Source organism: Candidatus Lokiarchaeum ossiferum (assembly GCA_025839675.1).
In the GTDB taxonomy this organism is placed as follows: domain Archaea; phylum Asgardarchaeota; class Lokiarchaeia; order Sigyniarchaeales; family Promethearchaeaceae; genus Lokiarchaeum; species Lokiarchaeum ossiferum.
Genome location: CP104013.1, coordinates 102,939 through 120,118, shown reverse-complemented (window position 1 = coordinate 120,118; position 17,180 = coordinate 102,939). Strand labels below are relative to the sequence as shown.

16 protein-coding genes are annotated in these 17,180 nt (G+C 32.6%); 12 read left to right on the top strand and 4 right to left on the bottom strand.

Features of this window, described 5'->3' with window-relative positions; all coding sequences use genetic code 11:
• The first annotated feature begins 57 nt into the window (after positions 1-57).
• Together NEF87_RS00525 and NEF87_RS00520 are read left to right on the top strand one after the other, a co-directional pair.
• Positions 58-468 carry a hypothetical protein gene (locus NEF87_RS00525; RefSeq protein WP_457918174.1) on the top strand — a complete coding sequence of 137 codons (411 nt, stop codon included), beginning with the start codon at positions 58-60 and terminating at the stop codon, positions 466-468.
• 40 nt (positions 469-508) lie between these two features.
• Positions 509-1,726: a cysteine desulfurase family protein gene (locus tag NEF87_RS00520; RefSeq protein ID WP_457918173.1), complete on the top strand. Its 1,218-nt coding sequence runs from the start codon at positions 509-511 to the stop codon at positions 1,724-1,726.
• 30 nt (positions 1,727-1,756) lie between these two features.
• Here NEF87_RS00520 and NEF87_RS00515 read toward each other — a convergent pair whose 3' ends face one another.
• Both NEF87_RS00515 and NEF87_RS00510 read right to left on the bottom strand, forming a co-directional pair.
• A complete protein-coding gene (locus tag NEF87_RS00515; protein ID WP_457918172.1) occupies positions 1,757-4,183 on the bottom strand; it encodes an ABC transporter substrate-binding protein in 2,427 nt (808 codons plus the stop codon).
• A 231-nt stretch (positions 4,184-4,414) separates the two neighbouring features.
• A complete protein-coding gene (locus NEF87_RS00510) occupies positions 4,415-5,242 on the bottom strand; it encodes an enoyl-CoA hydratase/isomerase family protein (protein WP_457918171.1) in 828 nt (275 codons plus the stop codon).
• A 750-nt stretch (positions 5,243-5,992) separates the two neighbouring features.
• On the opposite strand from NEF87_RS00510, the gene NEF87_RS00505 reads away from it, so the two are divergent.
• The 3 genes from NEF87_RS00505 (at position 5,993) to NEF87_RS00495 (ending at position 9,201) form a co-directional block, all read left to right on the top strand.
• Positions 5,993-6,595: a 50S ribosomal protein L16 gene (locus NEF87_RS00505; RefSeq protein WP_371804403.1), complete on the top strand. Its 603-nt coding sequence runs from the start codon at positions 5,993-5,995 to the stop codon at positions 6,593-6,595.
• 225 nt (positions 6,596-6,820) lie between these two features.
• Positions 6,821-7,417, top strand: a complete 597-nt coding sequence (locus NEF87_RS00500; RefSeq protein ID WP_457918170.1) for a hypothetical protein — start codon at positions 6,821-6,823, stop codon at positions 7,415-7,417.
• A 242-nt stretch (positions 7,418-7,659) separates the two neighbouring features.
• Positions 7,660-9,201, top strand: coding sequence for a BspA family leucine-rich repeat surface protein (locus NEF87_RS00495; RefSeq protein WP_457918169.1), 1,542 nt, complete (start codon positions 7,660-7,662; stop codon positions 9,199-9,201).
• Between the two features lie 157 nt (positions 9,202-9,358).
• On the opposite strand, the gene NEF87_RS00490 is transcribed toward NEF87_RS00495, so the two are convergent.
• Positions 9,359-9,496 carry a hypothetical protein gene (locus NEF87_RS00490; protein ID WP_457918168.1) on the bottom strand — a complete coding sequence of 46 codons (138 nt, stop codon included), beginning with the start codon at positions 9,494-9,496 and terminating at the stop codon, positions 9,359-9,361.
• A 320-nt stretch (positions 9,497-9,816) separates the two neighbouring features.
• Here NEF87_RS00490 and NEF87_RS00485 point away from each other — a divergent pair, with 320 nt between their 5' ends.
• The 5 genes from NEF87_RS00485 (at position 9,817) to NEF87_RS00465 (ending at position 15,120) form a co-directional block, all read left to right on the top strand.
• Positions 9,817-12,135 (top strand): hypothetical protein, encoded by a 2,319-nt coding sequence (locus NEF87_RS00485; protein WP_457918167.1) that lies wholly within the window; start codon positions 9,817-9,819, stop codon positions 12,133-12,135.
• Positions 12,136-12,168: 33 nt separating this feature from the next.
• Complete coding sequence (locus NEF87_RS00480; protein ID WP_457918166.1) at positions 12,169-12,726, top strand: hypothetical protein; 558 nt, start codon at positions 12,169-12,171, stop codon at positions 12,724-12,726.
• A 15-nt stretch (positions 12,727-12,741) separates the two neighbouring features.
• Complete coding sequence (locus tag NEF87_RS00475) at positions 12,742-13,371, top strand: hypothetical protein (RefSeq protein ID WP_457918165.1); 630 nt, start codon at positions 12,742-12,744, stop codon at positions 13,369-13,371.
• Between the two features lie 130 nt (positions 13,372-13,501).
• Positions 13,502-13,726, top strand: a complete 225-nt coding sequence (locus tag NEF87_RS00470) for a DUF1059 domain-containing protein (RefSeq protein ID WP_457918164.1) — start codon at positions 13,502-13,504, stop codon at positions 13,724-13,726.
• Positions 13,727-14,208: 482 nt separating this feature from the next.
• A complete protein-coding gene (locus NEF87_RS00465) occupies positions 14,209-15,120 on the top strand; it encodes a hypothetical protein (RefSeq protein ID WP_457918163.1) in 912 nt (303 codons plus the stop codon).
• 65 nt (positions 15,121-15,185) lie between these two features.
• On the opposite strand, the gene NEF87_RS00460 is transcribed toward NEF87_RS00465, so the two are convergent.
• The gene (locus NEF87_RS00460; protein ID WP_371804399.1) at positions 15,186-15,500 is read right to left on the bottom strand and encodes a hypothetical protein; all 315 of its coding nucleotides are present in this window, start codon (positions 15,498-15,500) and stop codon (positions 15,186-15,188) included.
• A gap of 191 nt (positions 15,501-15,691) precedes the next feature.
• Here NEF87_RS00460 and NEF87_RS00455 point away from each other — a divergent pair, with 191 nt between their 5' ends.
• The gene (locus NEF87_RS00455; RefSeq protein ID WP_457918162.1) at positions 15,692-16,228 is read left to right on the top strand and encodes a GNAT family N-acetyltransferase; all 537 of its coding nucleotides are present in this window, start codon (positions 15,692-15,694) and stop codon (positions 16,226-16,228) included.
• 75 nt (positions 16,229-16,303) lie between these two features.
• Positions 16,304-17,047 (top strand): hypothetical protein, encoded by a 744-nt coding sequence (locus tag NEF87_RS00450; protein ID WP_457918161.1) that lies wholly within the window; start codon positions 16,304-16,306, stop codon positions 17,045-17,047.
• Positions 17,048-17,180 lie beyond the last annotated feature (133 nt).

Below are 17,180 nucleotides of genomic sequence, written 5' to 3'. Positions count from 1 at the left end.
GAAAAAAAGGTAGATTATATATTGCCATTAATCACATTACTTTTAAGGAAAATTCTTATGACCCAAATTAAATGTGACACATGTATTTACTTAGGAGGTCGCCATGAGAAAGGAGTTATACCCATTCAAAGTGGTGCCATTCCCATTTTTGAACCCTATGCAACTTGTTTGAAGCGCCAATATTTTGTTCTCGAACGTGAAGTTGAAAAATGTCAAGATTACAAACATGAATCCGAGAAATTACCCCAAGAAAAAAGTGAAATGCCCTATTCATTTACAACAGCAAGTATTCTGAATCTTTTTGAACCCGGAGTATGGATTTCCATTGAGGATATAATAAGTAAATTAAGTATAACAGAAAAGGAACAAAAGCGCTATCTTCCATTGAAAATTAAAAGTATTATTCGGGCTGGCCAATTACAAATGAAATTGGGAGCAAATAAGCTAATTTATAGTCTAAAAGACTAAGATTAAATTATGTGCAAGACTATTCTACCAGTAAAGAACTATGACCTCACGAGATACTTCACAGCTACAAAAAAAATATGTTTATCTAGATCACGCAGCCACAACCCCAATGGATCCTGATGTTTTTAAGGTTTTCACAGAATATTCAATAAATAATTTTGAAAATCCATCATCCTTGCATGAAATGGGAAAAAGAGCTCGGAAAAGCGTAGAGAATTCACGAAAGATCATTGCTTCTTCTCTTAATATTCATCCCAAAGGTGTAATTTTTACAAGTAGCGGAACAGAATCAGATAATTTAGCTTTACAAGGCATAATGAGACATAGAGCTAAAGAAAGGCCTCATTTGATTGTCAGTCAAATTGAACATCCAGCGATCTACAATACAGCTAAATATTTAGAACATGAAGGGTTTGAGGTCTCCTATGTCCCAGTCACTTCTGAAGGATTTGTTGAATTATCTGTTTTGGAATCTTTAATTCAAGAAAACACTCAGTTAATTTCCATTCATTTTGTCAATAATGAGATTGGAACCTATCAACCCATTAAAGAAATTGGACAATTAGCTAAAAAGAATAACATTATTTTTCATAGCGATGCTGTACAAGCCTTTGGAAAAATTCCGATAGACATGCAAGCTTTAAACATTGATTTATTATCTCTTTCAGGGCACAAACTATACGGTCCAAAAGGTGTTGGAGCATTGTGTATAAATTCTCAAAAATTGACTTCAGAGAAATTTTCAAATCTTGCTACTTTTTTAGAGCCAATGTTGTATGGAGGATTACAAGAAAATTCTTTACGCCCATCAACTGAAAATGTACCCGCTATAATTGCCTTAGGAAGAGCAGTTGAAAATGCCGAACAAAATATGAACAAGTGGAAAGAGCAAGGTAAAAAACTTCAAGAAGTATTTATTAGTGAAGTGCTTACTAAAATTCCCTACTCCTATCTAAATGGAAACCAAGAAAAACGCTTATATAATAACTGCAATTTTCGGTTTGATGGCGTTGATGGGTTTGATTTACTTATGCTGTTAGATAATCAAGGTATAGCAACTTCCACCGGTTCCGCTTGTTCCTCAAAATCCGATAAACCTTCACGGGTTCTAACATCACTAGGGCTTTCTCCATCTGATGCAAGCGGATCAATTCGATTAACACTCGGAAAAGGAACAACGGCTGAAGACATTCAATATACAGTTGCAAAAATGGAACGAGCTTTAAAACAACTCCGATTTGCAACCCATTTTCAATAGAAAATAACAATAACGAATATAATAACCCTTCTAAGGTGTATCAGTAATCAAGATATTGTCCATTTTTAATGCTCCAGTCGGGAAGTATTGCACATTGTCAATTCCCTTCTTCCGAATAGCGCTAATGATTTTCGTATGATATAAATAAATCCAAGGAACATCCGCTAAAATTAATTTTTGGATTTCCTTATATTTTTGAATTCGTTTAGCAGGAATAATCATTTTCTTAGCATCAATTATACCCTGCATCACCTCTTCATTTTTGTAAAATCCAAAATTGTTTTCATTATAATAGTTCAGTAAAGGCTCGAGATAATTATCCATATCTCCCGTGTCTGCAAACCATCCAATGAAACACAGATCGCCTAATTGTGAAGTTGCTCGAGTATAATATTTTGCAGATTGAACCTCAACATATTGGGATGAAATTCCAATTTGTTTCAAATTTTGACGTATCTGTTCTAAAACAAGAAAATTTTGATTTTTATGCAAAATATCAGTTTCCCGAATTAATATTTTTAAAGGATGGCCGTCAATCAAGTGTTTCTTTCCTTGTACCAAAGATCTTGCTTTCGTGACGTTATATCTATACCCTTGCAATGTCAGATCGTTGATCATACTTGGGGGAAAAATACCTTTACATTCATCAACAAGACCCAATAACAATTCTTTATTAATTGTTGCTTTATCTATAGAATAATTTATGGCAAGTCTAATATCCTTGTCATGAATTAAGGGATTTTTCGAGTTAAAATTGAAAGTAAGGAAATTCGTCGAGATTGAATCACTGGTTACTATTTTCATATGCTGAGTCTTTTCTTGTAATTTTGCAATTATTGTGGAATCTCTCAGATCAACAAAATCATATTTACCATCAATTAAATCGTCAACAAGATTGGGATTATTATATTCAACTAAAACTTCATCTGCATATGCAGAACCACCGTAATAATCCTTAAAACACTTCAATAAATAGAAACGGTCTTCAATTTGATCTAATAAAAAGCTTCCACATCCAATGAAATGGTTCTTTAAAACTTCTTCGCGTGGGAGAATAGAACATGTTGGGTGAGCCAAATTTAGTAAGAAACCTGAATATGGACTTTTTAATTTCAATTCGATTTGGTATTGATTATTTATAGTAATTCCTGATACAGATTTTGTGCGCCCATCATGATAGGCTTCCGCTCCTTCAATTTGATATAAAAACCATGCGCAAGGTGAATTTAATTGAGGACTTAATACTCTTTCGAAAGAAAATTTTACATCACTCGCTTGAACCATCCTTCCATGATGGAATTTCACATTTTTTCGAAGGGAAAACACCCATGTTAAATTATCTTCTTTTAAATACCAACTTTTAGCAACTCCAGGCAAAATTGTTAAATCTGCGTTTAGAGTAATTAATCCAGAATGAATATTGGCCAATATTCTGTTCGCTTCTATCTCGTTGGAAATTGCGGGATCTAAAGTTAATAATTCCCTTTGGATATGGGTTGTTAATCGCACTTTTTCTGTGATAACATCTGTTTGATTTAAAAATTGATTCGTTCTTTCTGATATTACTGATAATTGGGTTGTGATCTTTGCTAATTCTGTTAATGATGACTTGGTGTTTTCAGTATTACTTAAAGCCATGTCACTTAAAATTAATACTTTTTTAGATTCAGAATCCATAATTTCAGTCGAACGCATTATTTGAACTAAATTCTGATTTTGTTGATGCAAACCTTCATTAATTTCGGTAAATACCTCAAGAGTATTTTCGACTGAATTAATAATATCTTCGAATACAATTCCTGTTTGCTTCACCACTTGCTCTCCATCATTCACTTTTTTAGTGCTGTCATTCATTGCAGTAAGTGTTCTTTTAATACTCACATCAATATCCATTAATATCGTTTTGATTTCTTCGGCAGCTAAATCACTGTTTTTTGCTAATTTTCCAACTTCATCTGCTACAACTGCAAATCCATATCCCGCATCCCCTGCACGTGCTGCTTCAATTGCTGCGTTGATAGATAAGATTTTAGTTTGTTGAGCAATATCTTTCATATTTTTTAAAATATTTCCAATATTTACCGTTTTTTCTTGTAATGTATCAATTTCATTTCTCGTGTTTTCAACGGAAGTTGAAATGTTGCCAATAGCATTCATGGTTTCGTCTGTGGCGGTTTGACCCGAATGCGCAACTTCTACAGTCTTATGAGCAAAAGTCATAGAACTTTCGGTTTGTGAATGCACCTCTTCGGCCAACACAGAATAATTTTCAATCCCATTTACAACTACGTCAATTGCTTCAAGCTGTTTAATAATGCTAGTAGACACATCAGTAATGATTTTGATTAAATTTTGTGCCGCGGAATAAGTATTCTCTACTTGCACCGGTATTTTCGAAATTATTCTTTGTTGGTTGTGAAAACTTAAATTTTGTTGTTCCGAAGATTGATGTGCCACATACTACAAAAAGAATTATAATTTTTAATAATCATCATATTAATAATATTTGAAGAATCCCGAAATATATTGTAATTTTAAATACTAAAAATCTGCAACTTTTCATTGATCGAGGTCAATTCCTTCAAACAAGTCCAGTTTATGACATTTTTGAAATTATTTAATAAGTATCACAAAAAGATTCTTCATTTTAAAAAAGGTTAAGAAATAAATCTGATGAAAATATTTGTGCTATAATGTTTCTCGAATATAAGGAAGGCCTTTCCCATATTTATTCCACATTTCCTTAATTTTTTTGGGGATATTTTTCTTCACATTGTCAAATTCAGTGGATTTAAATTCTTGCAATTCATTTTCTAGGTCAAACCAATTCATGGCTTGCGCAAAAGCCATAAGATTAATCGCCGGTTTAATCGTATTCATTAAGAAAGGGATCTTTTTTGCTAAGGACTGAGCAAATAATTCAACTTCTTGGTCCAATTTTTCTGGTGGACACACTTTTGTTAGCGCTCCCCACTGAGTAAACTCTTCGAGAGATACCTTGCGACCAGTTAAAAGCATATCTTTGGCATGAAATTGTCCCAAGCTGAATACAGCCATTGCCGTTGGCCCTGTGATGGGAAACATATCCATATCCACTTCGGGCAACCGGAAAAAAGTGGATTCTTTTTGGGCAGCAAAACGAAAATCGGATGCAAGAATCATAATACAGCCCATTCCGATTGCGCTCCCTTGAATTTGAGCTATAACCGGTTTCTTCATATAAAAGAGGGTGAGCGAAATATCCCGCCCATATTGTGATAAATTTTTTCGTAATTCTTCAGTCATCCCTTGTTCAAACATCTTTAGATCAAAGCCTGCTGAAAAAACCCGATCTCCCGCAGATTTTAACACAACTACATTGACTTCTTCACTTGAATCAGCCCTAACTAAGAATTGGGTCAATCGTTTAGCGGATTCCATATCCAAAATATTCATCTTTGTATTTATGGTGATATAGGCTATTTTTTCATGAATTTTAAACAAAATTTTTTCGTTTTTAAGTAGATTGGTCTTCATGATATTTACTGAATTGAAGTTCTATTAAAATTGTCCGCTAAACTTATTGCACACAGATTTACTCACGAAGCACTTTCAAATTTTTTCGCTTTATTCCTTTTTTTCTAGGGTATTTTTTGGTTTTTTCTTGATAGGTTGGAATATATTTATCAAATTCTCATTATCAGGATCATATTTTGCATCTATAACCCTTCTAATTTTGGATATATCATAAGTAAGATTGTGAAATACAATCCTAGGATTGGTCGAAGACCAGTCCATTAAATAAAACAAAACGTAATTCTTACTGTTGGAACATCCCAGTTCACTTAGCTTAAAAAAACATTGTTAGTTCCAGCGATATATCACTTCCTCATGCATTTATCCACAAATCACCCGCATTATTTCTCCCGGATATTTCTGAGCATAATAGAAAAAGTATTTTTAACAATTGCTTATTAATCTTCATTTCATTTTCCTTCGATTCGCTTCGATTTTTTCTCCTTTACCAGCATTTTATCTTTTTCTCAAAAACTCTAAATTCTTACCTTCACTTCCTCTGGTATATACCAATTTGTCGATCTTCCCATTTTCCTTGGTGCGATCATTTCCCAAACCTTTCCCGTTCTCCCCTCCCCCCGATTTTTGTCGAAGCAAAACCATAAAATTTTATTAAAATGCAATATTCTACCCCTTATAGTAAATCTTCGCCCTTGGGTTTTTCTGACGGAAAATCCGCTACCGTGAAGATCCAATAGGAAATGACTAAAAATGGCAAGACGACGTTGGAAATGTTTTGGTGTCTTTAAAAAGAAAGGATACCAAAGTAAACGCTCCCGTAGCCACCGACGAGAATTCGTTCGGGGTGGAGCCGACTCTAAAATTACCCGGTTCGACGTGGGCAACCGTGAAAAAATTGATTGGGAAGTTAAAATCGGTATGCTCTGTGAACATAACATTAATATCTCACACTTCGCGCTCGAAGCCGTGCGTGTGAACATCAACCGCCGCCTCATCAAAAAGATTGGACGGCAAAATTTTCATCTCAAAATTCGAAGGCACCCGTTCACGACTTACCGCGAACATGCAATGATGTCATTTGCAGGAGCCGACCGATTGTCTTCTGGAATGAGAAATGGTTTTGGACGCCCCGTCGGTAAATGTGCTCGCACGCGAGCCGGTGATGTCATCATGGAAGTGGGATGTGCCTTCAAGGATGTCAATCACATCAAAAGAGCATTATATATTGCTGACAAAAAAATCTGCACTACTACCAAGATTGTGTTGTTAGAAGCGGAGAATCCAGCCCACATTCCAAAAGTGCCTTTGCCTTACATTCAAAACTTTGTATTGCCTAAGTATAACATCCAATAAACGGATAGGCACGTATTAGTTTTTTTTTATACTACCTTTTTCCATCTTATAACAATCCTAACTGCGAATTGAGCGAAATTTTGCGTTTGTGCGTGAATTGCTAAAAAATTGGGATTAATTTCACATTATTATACTATGATCCATCTTTTTTCTTTCATTGAAATCTTTTTATTTCACCATAAATATGGTTTATATAGCCCTAATCTCGATTTGCGTGTATGAAATATGGATTCTTATAATCAATTACCCAATGTATCATTGAAAGAAGGAAACTTAATGAGCGATCTCTTTCTTAAAAAAAAAATATTTACTTTAATCGACGCTCTTGAATATCTTCATAATTTACCTTATGGCTACAACTCGAATGATGACAAAAAAACCATTCTATTTGAAGAAGAAAAAGGAACATGCACAACCAAACATGCTGTGGCCGCCACTCTTGCCCAAGAAAACGGGATAGATCTCCAAAAACATGTCGGGATCTATAAAATGACTGAAGATATTGTAGCAGGGACTCAGTTTATTTTAGATAAATATAATCTACCCTTCGTTCCGATGGTGCACTGTTTTTTGGTTCATAATGGGCATCGCTATGACCTTACAGAAGGCAATCAAAATGGTAAAAAATGTTCGATAGAAGATTTTATTTTTGAGCAACAAACAATTCCATTCATTTCTCGGAAAGATGAATATTTGTATTTTCGAGATATACTCACAAAAATTATAATGAAATCCAGTGAATTTCAAGGAAAAGAGATTTCAATTGTATTAAAAGCCCGTGAGGAGGCTATCGACCTTTTACATAAGAATGTCGAACATTAATTAAACAAAGGGGTTTTTCATTTAATTGGGATAAATATTTATGTAGCAATATTAAGAATTTCCAATGTAATTTCTTCGATATAATTTTTCCATTTCCAATCGAAATACTCTCAAAAATGAAAGTTTTTCATATTTAGAATTCTTTCAAAAATTTTAAAAATTCCTTGGATATTAGTGTAATAATTCAAAAAAAAATTAGTCCAACAAAACCAAAAGATTGATGCATGATGAAACAGTGCAACATGAATACATTACGATATTTAATGGTAACAAGTTTATTCTGTATCGGAATATTAGCGAGTATAGAATCGACAACCACGAATGAAGAATTAAATTACAAATGCATTAAAATGAAATCCATCAAGTCTTCCTACGGTTCAAATACATTTGTATCGGTGTGGAATACCGTACTTGATGGAAATAGTGAATCGAACCAAGTGAAATTACCACTCTCAAATATTGGACATTATAATTTTGAGGTTGCATGGGGTGATGGGAGTAACAGCAGTATTACTATATGGAATCAAGCAGAAATTACACATACTTATACTACTGGAGGGATTTTTACAATCGAAATCAGTGGAATAATTAATGGTTGGGATTTTCCAGCAAATGGTGATGAGCTCAAACTGATTGAAATCACGCAATGGGGGTGTTTACAAATAGGAAATACCGGAGGATACTTCAAAGGATGCAAGAATTTAGTACTTAAAGCATCAGATGCATTGAATCTCACCGATACAACCACACTCAATGAGATGTTTTATGATTGCGAGAATTTAGGACATTTAGGAAATCTAAATCAATGGAATGTTTCCCATGTAACAGATATGAGAAGAATGTTTATGAATTCAAAAACATTCAATCAGGATATCGGAAGTTGGGATGTTTCTCGTGTCGTTGATATGTCACAAATGTTTGGAGGAAGTCCTAGTGAAGAGGGATGGATTTATTCTGGAGCGGAGAATTTTAATAAGCCAATTGGAGACTGGGATGTTTCTTGTGTCACAGATATGTCACAAATGTTTGCAGGGGCAACATCATTCAATTTTTATATTGGAGACTGGGATGTTTCATTTGTTACAAACATGGGTGGAATGTTTCAAAGTGCAAAAAATTTTAATCAAGATATATCAAGGTGGGATGTTTCAAATGTTACAGAAATGGGAGGTATGTTCAGCTATGCTAAGAACTTCAATCAAGATATTGGAGGATGGGATGTTTCGGAGGTAACATCTATGTCCGTAATGTTCGATTCTGCCTCCCAATTTAATCAAGATATAGGAAGATGGGATGTTTCGAAGGTCATTAATATGAATGGTATGTTTGCTGATGCTTATCACTTCAATCAACCATTAGAAAATTGGGACGTTTCAAGTGTGACAGATATGATGTTTATGTTTGCAAACTCTGCCTTCGATCAACCTATAGGGAATTGGGATATTTCGAATGTGACGAATATGGGACATATGTTCCGTGGAGCACCATTATCAACCACAAATTATGATATTTTATTGGAAGGATGGGGAAAACGTCAATTACAACAAAACGTTCAATTTTCAGCAGGAGAAGCTCAATATAGTACAGAATCTGCAAAAGCTGCACGAGAACACATCATTAATGAATTTGGATGGTCCATTTCTGATGGTGGATTTTTTGAGGAAAAGATCTCAAATCCTTTTGATCTTAGTATTCCCACATATCCTGCAGCTTTGATTCTAATTTTAATTGGAATCACTAGTTTTTGGATAAAAAAAAAAGCGAGGATGCAAATATGCGCATAAACAAGAAAAAATATTTTTTAATTCTTTTTAGCTAACCTGTTACAAAGCACCGTAGGCATTTATGGCAATCATACAAAATCGCTAAAGCACGTTTGGAATTACTTAAGAAAGCGGGATGAGATATTGAAAAATATATCGCTAATGTTTAAAATCTTCTTTAAGGCAAAAATATGGCTGCAGGCCACCAATCAAAACCTACTAAGAAAGATCCCCTTGCTAAAGTTATTTTTATTTCAGCTTCATAATAAAAATCCTGAATTTCTATGGACTCAAAATTTCGGCTTTTTATATTCACATAGATACTCAATTGTGAAGAGTCGTGATCTCAAAGTTCGCGTATTTCTTCCTGGAAATCATTTTATTTCCATTCCAATTAGTAAACCACCTATACCATTTCTTTTTGCCAGCGACTCCTCCTTATTAGATCATTACCAGGCGAAAGAAGGGGCTTCACCCTTTCTTTTCTTTTAGAATGAGATGTACAAATTCTTTCATTTTAGACATAGATCCCTTCAAGAAAAAGTTTAAATAATAATTAGTAGATATTATAAAACCATCATACTCACTAAATTGTATTTTTACAAAAGATAAAATAAAATAAGGAAATAGTTACGAATGGATACTGAAAGATTATTTATGAAAGCAGATCAAGCTCAAATCTATGAAGTTAAGAATTATATCACTAAATATTTTTTAACAAAATTTGATGAATTGGACAAAAAACCTGATGAACTCAGTTATAAGGATTTTTATGACGAATTATATGTTAAATCAAGTCAAGAAGATATTATCGCGGATAATATTGGGTTTCAAAATGCACCGATATTAATATTAGGATACGCAGGGAGTGGAAAAACAACTACTACCCACAAAATCCTACTAGAGAAGAAAATCAAGCAAATTGTACATTTTTGTTATGTTGATTTTCAGCGACCTGAGTACAAAGATAGACTACACCAATACTTGGAACCTCTAGATATTGATGGTTTTAAGCGTGATTTTAAAAAAATTGTAAAGGAAGAAATTAAAAACCAATTTTATTCTAATCTCGATTCCTTTTTCAAACTTAGCAAGCATATATTGAATGGAAAAGACTTTTTCCCACAAAAAGAAATCGCTTTTGAACTTTACTCCAAAAAGTGTAAAACAAGACTCTGTGAAAATTTCAGTAAATGCTATCGAAGAAATTCTAATAAAGTGCCTATTTTCGAAAAGTTTCTATTTACTTGTTTTAGAGATGATTTTTATCTAATTTTAAAAAAAGTAAAAAAAAATTTATCCGTTAAGCATTTAATCTCCGGAATTTCACAATTTTCATGTGAGGAAGGCGATTATAGAAAATTTATTTTATTCTTTGATAATTTAGATTCACTCCCGTTGAAATTTCAAAGATTTTATCTTCAGTCGATATTAGAAACTCATCGATCCCTTGATATGAGCGGTTATTGCGTGGGAACACTTCGACCCGAGAGTTTGGTAGACTCATTTCCGAAAAAGGGAGATCAAATAGAAAACGATGCACATACGCATATTTTATATGATTATCACTTAAATCATTTCGAGCCTCCAGAAGAATATTTTGAGAATTTAACAGAAAGTAAATTGGCCAAGATCAAAAAGGAGCAATATTTTAATGACAAAGAATTTATTGCGAAATTGCTATTTAAACGGTATAGATATGCATTTATTAGTTGGATTCGGAATAAATATCCCTTTTATGACATAAAAATTCGTGATTTTAATGAGTACAACAAAAAAGTAGACATTAGCTTTCGTTTTGATCAATTATTTTCATACACAAAAAAACAATTGCCGCAGACATTCAATGTAGAAGAATTTAACATCTTCCTTTCGATATGGAATGTATTATTTCTTTTAATGAATAAAGTTTCCTATCTTTTTAATAAAGAACGATTATTCTCCATTTTAAACTTAGATATTCGAAATTTCAACGTGGATATATGTAATTTTCTTGATTATATCATGACATCTAGTGATCCCAAGAAATCTAAGAAAAATGTCTACCAAATCATAAAAAAACGAGCAGTTAAACTTGAATCTTTAATTTATTCGTGGATTTCAAATAAAAAAAATAAAATCAAAATAATTAATATAGTCGATTTCTATAAATATAAATCAGATAAAGCTCATAATTGCTTCTTGAAGTACTTAATCCTTGTCTATCTTCTAAAGAAAAGTGTAGGCGATCAAGATCTTGATTTTGATAAAACTATCCCTCCCTTATCCGAATTTACTGCCAATCTTGTGCAAGTGCAAGCTTTGGTCACGGATTTTGCTCAAATTGGATTTAATGATTCAGAAGAAATCACTAAATCCTTGGCCGATCTTTGCAATAAGGAAAATGGTTATTTAACAACTGACATGATTGAGATTATCCAAGAAAATATCAAAAACCAAAAACAGGTGATTAAGATGACGGATCATATTTTGATTATGCCCAAGGGATATATCATGGGTTTTCAAACCACTCATAAATATACAATTATTGTAAAATCTATTTTTGAATCGATGTCAAAGAAATATAGTGATACCGATTTCACAAATATAAAACCCTTTCATGTTTACCAAGATTTGAAATTTTTACAAAGTATTGCAAATCAGCATTTGGATGGGATAGAGGCGGTAAAAAAGACAATGAAAAAAACCTATCCCAAGGATTGGTTTGAAAGATATCAGAATAAATTCTGCTTGACTCATCTCGAACTTAATAGAATAATTTATAGCCATCGAAAATATCTGACATCAGTTTTAGATATTGATACAGAAATTGAATCATCAGATAGAGCAATGATTAATCAATTACTTCCTGTTTTTTCAAAATTAGAATCCCGCTATGATCTTCAAGTAAAAAATATTGTAAAAGGAGGAAGCTGTAGGAAGATAAAGTTAGATCTACCAACGATAACATTATAAGTAAATATATTAACTATAAAACAATGATGCACAATGGGAAAGATAGGAATAAGTACACCGTTAGGTGGGTTGGAATATGCTTGGGATCAATCTTTTACTGAAGGAAGACGAGCAAAAAAGAAAATAAAAAATGCGATCAATTCAGTTCTACGAGCTCATGAATGCCAGATTAAAATTGATGCCCTTGAAATTAATAATTTGGTAAAAACTATAAGAAGAAATGAATATTTTGCTCAATTAAACAAAAAAACAATGATTAAATTCAAAGAATTAAACACAATCGCAATTAAAATGATGGGTGATGACTATGAGGACAAACGCTTGATTATAACTTCGTATATCAATACCATTCAAAAATCAACAGGGAAAACTAAAAAAATCTTTTATCTGGAGAATGCAAAGTCAATTATTGCAGAAATTTTTGGAGAAGAATCTCGCCATTATAAAGAAATTTGTTCAATTAATTTGGACCACACATTGAACGAATCCTCACCTGAGTTCTCTAACACTATGGATTTATTCCTAGCAAAAATGAAATCCTATCTGGAAGGATTGAAAATTCTTTATTCAACTGAAATTAAAAAAGAGTAAGAGTGACAAAACCCTATGAAATATTTGCCCTCCCTTGAACTTAACGATTATAAACGGTTTCAACGCCCCATTGATTGGCCGGAAATTTTTCCCGAGAATTTCACGGTCATCATAATTAAAATCCTCGAATCGCTCCTCCGCCAAATTCATAGGAATTATCACGATTCAATGGAAAGCAAAGTGCAGTTTCGTTTTTTACAACCGCTTTATCATAAATTCCCTCCTGACTTATGGAAGGAACAAAGAAAAAAAGTGTCCTTCGAAGCTTTGGAAGTCTATGGGATAACAGACGGAGGGGCCCGATATTTAATCCAGAATTATCTCAAAAACCATTACGATGAGGAGCATATTCTATGGTTGATCCAATGGCAACTCGTTGATTTGGTCCGAAGAGACCAAGAAACACTCTGGGATTCGCAGTTAGTTTATAGTTATCAGTTGGAGATCTTGATTCGAGAAGTTTTGAATGAATTATTCGAAGCTTTGAATAGAACAGATTTTTGTTGTAGTATTTTCAAAAGCCATATGGCAAAAATGGGCAATTTACTTCATTTTGAAGTATTTTTTCTTTTGATAATTAATATATCGGCCCATTTTTTTCTTAAATTGGTTAACTCCCAGGCTTTGATAACTGTGATCACATAGCTAGTTATCGAAAACATTTCATTCAGTAGCAGATGAATGAATATAAATACAGAGAGGCGTTAAGATATAAGTACTCACTTTTCATATTAAGTTGAGTCATAATCACAAAAATTGCTGGAATGAAACTATCATGGTATATTATTTCTGTTGCGCAAACTTGGGAAATGACTGCGATTGGGAAGCCTACGCAGATACTCTCGATGAATTGATAAAATACACAGAAGAGCATTTAATTGATGATCATCAAATAGAAAAATTAACGGTTAAGCAAAGATCGTTGATTGAAAAAACCATTGATGAGATTGAAGAAGATGAAGAAATCTTTGATGATGATTACGAAGAAGAAGATTGGTAAGTATTAATTTTCATTTTATCCGTGTTTTTTAATTTTTGCAAGAAAAAGTTCAAACAAGTTCTAGATGGATTCAAACAAATAACCATCCGTGAACCAATCTGAATTTCATTAAAGACTTTTCTCCAATAAATTCCCATTAAGATAAGATCTTTGGCGAAACTTTCAAAAATTATCATGCTAAAAGTAAAAATGATGTAGTTATTCTGAATGATCGGAATTTTTTCCCGAAACCTTAAGTAAAAGAATTATTGTGGTATGCATAATAAAGTTCCTTTGAAAATCATGAGGTGTAAAGAATTCAAGAATCCAGCAAAAAAACGAAATTACTCCTAAACTTCGTATTGGTATGTAATTATTGGATTTTTGGTCTTATGATATTATTCACATACCCACCTATTACTTATGGTGATATTATCTGGGCCGGTGGAGGTTTTTTCTGCTATCTTATTATACTTCACTTCTGGGAAAAAATGTGGAGAAAAATGAATTGGAAATTCCATCAGATAAAGGTGAAATTACTTCTCTTTAGATTAAAAAAAAGATCAGCGAATCCTCGTCGGATGGCAAAAATTCAGTCGAAAATCACGAAATATATTGAATTGGATTATCCGACTTATCTACAAATAGAGTTTATCTTACTTCATGGGGAAAGATCGCCTGAAGATATGCAAGACGATGTAGAAACTTATATTAAGCATAGAAGTAATGATCAAAATTTTGATTATGCAATAAAATTAGTAGAGAGAGTCTTCCCTATAATAGAAGAACGGTATGATTTTTTATATGGTGTATTTCAAACTATTTTAAAGTTAGAACCATTCTTCATACGGATTCAAAATGTCGTGAGTTTCCTTTTAAAATTGAAAAAAATTTCACCAGATGATTTTAATCGGTACAATTTATTCCAAACTTCGAAACTGGATGAAATTCTGCTGGAAGAATGCACTTCCATTTCAAATTATGGCATTTTATTTGATCAACTTGTTAAATATTACATAGAAACAGAAGTGAAGTGCAATAAGAATGATCTTTCTCCCCAATTAAAAATGATGGAGTTACAGAATAGTAACGGAAACATGATTCTATTACAAGTTTGGCAGAAAAATGTGGAATTTCAGGGACAATTTGAAGGAGTTACGCGAAAACTTCCTATAGAACAATTTAATCGAGTCCATATTGCATTACAGGAACAAAATATTTCTGACCATGAACAATATTATTTCTTAAGGGAAAATTTTTCTACCAATCTACAATTTGGATTTCTGGAATATTGTTGTTTAACGCCCGAAATTTATGAAAAAATACATGATCAAATAACATGGCCAGAAATGGAAGAAGTTTATCATCAATTATTCAACTTTCCACTTTCAAATGATCAAGTCGTAATTTTATGAAATACTTTCAAAGTTCCTGAATAATAAAAGAAAAAATTTTCTAAAAAAATAAACTTAAAAAAGGTCTATTTATTCAAAAATAGGAGTATTGCTGCAATTATTATCAAAACTCCAGCAAACCAAGAGCCAAATACTAAGAAAACAATTCCCACAATTAGCAAAGGCACTTTTTCAAATGGTATACTAAAAGGTAAGGAAATTTTAATATATCCAGAACTGACAATTACCATCAATCCGAGTAAAATTGATAGTATCCCGAATAAAATTCGAAGCAATGTGCTATATGGATTTAAAACTCCAAAAAATGCCATAACGCCATTAACAACACCGAGAATTCCCCCGATGAAAGCTAAAATTTTTACCAAATCATTGTTAGCCATAGTAGAACTTCTACTCTATCCCTTAAAATAAATTCGATTTTAGGATAAAATATTGTTTTGATTTTTTACTCAAAACTAAAAGGTTTAAGGAAAAAAAAATAAGCCTCACTTGAAAGACTATTTTCTAACTTAGTTGACCAAGTCATACTACACATAAATAAAATTAAATTTCAGTTTGAATTTGAATTGATATGATTGGATTAGATTTTACTCACTTTCCAGTATTAGAATCAAAATATTACAAATTAAGACAATTGCAGGAAAAAGATGCGCAAGCAATTTTTGAGTATCAATCCAATAAGATCAATTTCTTGTATGTCAATATGCCGGTTTATACCAACTTGTCCCAAGCGCGGAAATATATTGAAGAGAAAAACCAAGGGGTGATCCAAAATAAATGGATTATTTGGGCAATTACCAAAAAAAACAATAACCACATTGTTGGAACCGTTTCGATATGGAATTTTGATCAAAAATGTTCTAAAGCAGAACTGGGCTATGGATTATTTTCAGGAAATACAGGAAAAGGCATTATGACAGAAGTATTATCACGTGTAATCTTATATGGATTTAATGAACTTCATTTGGAGATAATTGAAGCCTATACAAATCCATCAAATAAAAAATCCATAGCCTTATTAAAACGATTGAATTTCAAGTATAAAATGCAAATAGAAGAAGATGGTGAATTATTAAATATTTTCAGACAAGAAAAGAAGGAATTTTAATGAGAAATACAATTTCATACTCCTATTAAAAAAAATCGATCCTTTTAAGTCCATTTTTTTAAAATATCTTGAATTATGTCAATTTGCTCGGAATTTACCTTTTGTTTAGAAAACTGTCATGTATTGGAGAAGCTATCCAAAAACAGTACTACCACAAGTTTCCTCCAGAAATTAAATGTTCCGAAAATAATCATAAAGGAGTTATTCACCCTTTCCTTGCCCCAAGCGAAAATTAATTTATATGAGCATCAATATGGAGTAATTCAGGGGCAACATCCTTATAGAAAATTGCCATTTGCCTTGGATGATTGGATTTTGGCGTATTTAGCAGCTGAAAACCAATGGGGCGCTGTTTCATTAGATCATCATATTTTGGCAGATATTCACAAATATTTAGCTTACGATGCTTTTTGGCCTGAAGATATCGCTTCAATCCCCGCGGATGCATTTGTTCTTCTGGATTCAAATATTTTACTTCACTTCTGTGACCATTCGCGATCCATGCGTAGTCGGATTGAAACAATGTTTCTTGAAAATTCGAGTGTCACTTTCATAGTTTCAGACAATATTATCAAGGAAATAGCCAGAGTATATCATCGGAAATTTGAGCGGCGATCAGCACCTATTCAAAGAGGAAGAAAGATCAGCAATATTAAACAAGCGGATTTAGGTCTATTTATTGATGATTTTAGTAGATTTGAGAGTGGAAAGGAACGAAAAAAGCGCAAACGAGAAAAAAGAAAAAATAATCCAGCACACAATTCTAAATTTTCATATCCGAGATATTCCAAATGGAATCACATAGTAGAAATTTCTTGAGTAAAGGGATGCTTACGAAAATTGTGTTAATAGAAATAAGCAATTCAAATCTCATAGATAATTTTAGATTGGATATATTAGATAAATTTTAAGTAATCTATCTATGAATAACAAAATTCAAAAAAAAAATATT

Coding starts and splice junctions, on each gene's coding strand:
- NEF87_RS00465 (WP_457918163.1), top strand. CDS start 14,209: ATGAATTGGAAATTCCATCAGATAAAGGTGAAATTACTTCTCTTTAGA.
- NEF87_RS00500 (WP_457918170.1), top strand. CDS start 6,821: ATGGATTCTTATAATCAATTACCCAATGTATCATTGAAAGAAGGAAAC.
- NEF87_RS00450 (WP_457918161.1), top strand. CDS start 16,304: ATGTCAATTTGCTCGGAATTTACCTTTTGTTTAGAAAACTGTCATGTA.
- NEF87_RS00485 (WP_457918167.1), top strand. CDS start 9,817: ATGGATACTGAAAGATTATTTATGAAAGCAGATCAAGCTCAAATCTAT.
- NEF87_RS00460 (WP_371804399.1), bottom strand. CDS start 15,500: ATGGCTAACAATGATTTGGTAAAAATTTTAGCTTTCATCGGGGGAATT.
- NEF87_RS00520 (WP_457918173.1), top strand. CDS start 509: ATGACCTCACGAGATACTTCACAGCTACAAAAAAAATATGTTTATCTA.
- NEF87_RS00455 (WP_457918162.1), top strand. CDS start 15,692: ATGATTGGATTAGATTTTACTCACTTTCCAGTATTAGAATCAAAATAT.
- NEF87_RS00470 (WP_457918164.1), top strand. CDS start 13,502: ATGGTATATTATTTCTGTTGCGCAAACTTGGGAAATGACTGCGATTGG.
- NEF87_RS00475 (WP_457918165.1), top strand. CDS start 12,742: ATGAAATATTTGCCCTCCCTTGAACTTAACGATTATAAACGGTTTCAA.
- NEF87_RS00510 (WP_457918171.1), bottom strand. CDS start 5,242: ATGAAGACCAATCTACTTAAAAACGAAAAAATTTTGTTTAAAATTCAT.
- NEF87_RS00525 (WP_457918174.1), top strand. CDS start 58: ATGACCCAAATTAAATGTGACACATGTATTTACTTAGGAGGTCGCCAT.
- NEF87_RS00495 (WP_457918169.1), top strand. CDS start 7,660: ATGAATACATTACGATATTTAATGGTAACAAGTTTATTCTGTATCGGA.
- NEF87_RS00480 (WP_457918166.1), top strand. CDS start 12,169: ATGGGAAAGATAGGAATAAGTACACCGTTAGGTGGGTTGGAATATGCT.
- NEF87_RS00505 (WP_371804403.1), top strand. CDS start 5,993: ATGGCAAGACGACGTTGGAAATGTTTTGGTGTCTTTAAAAAGAAAGGA.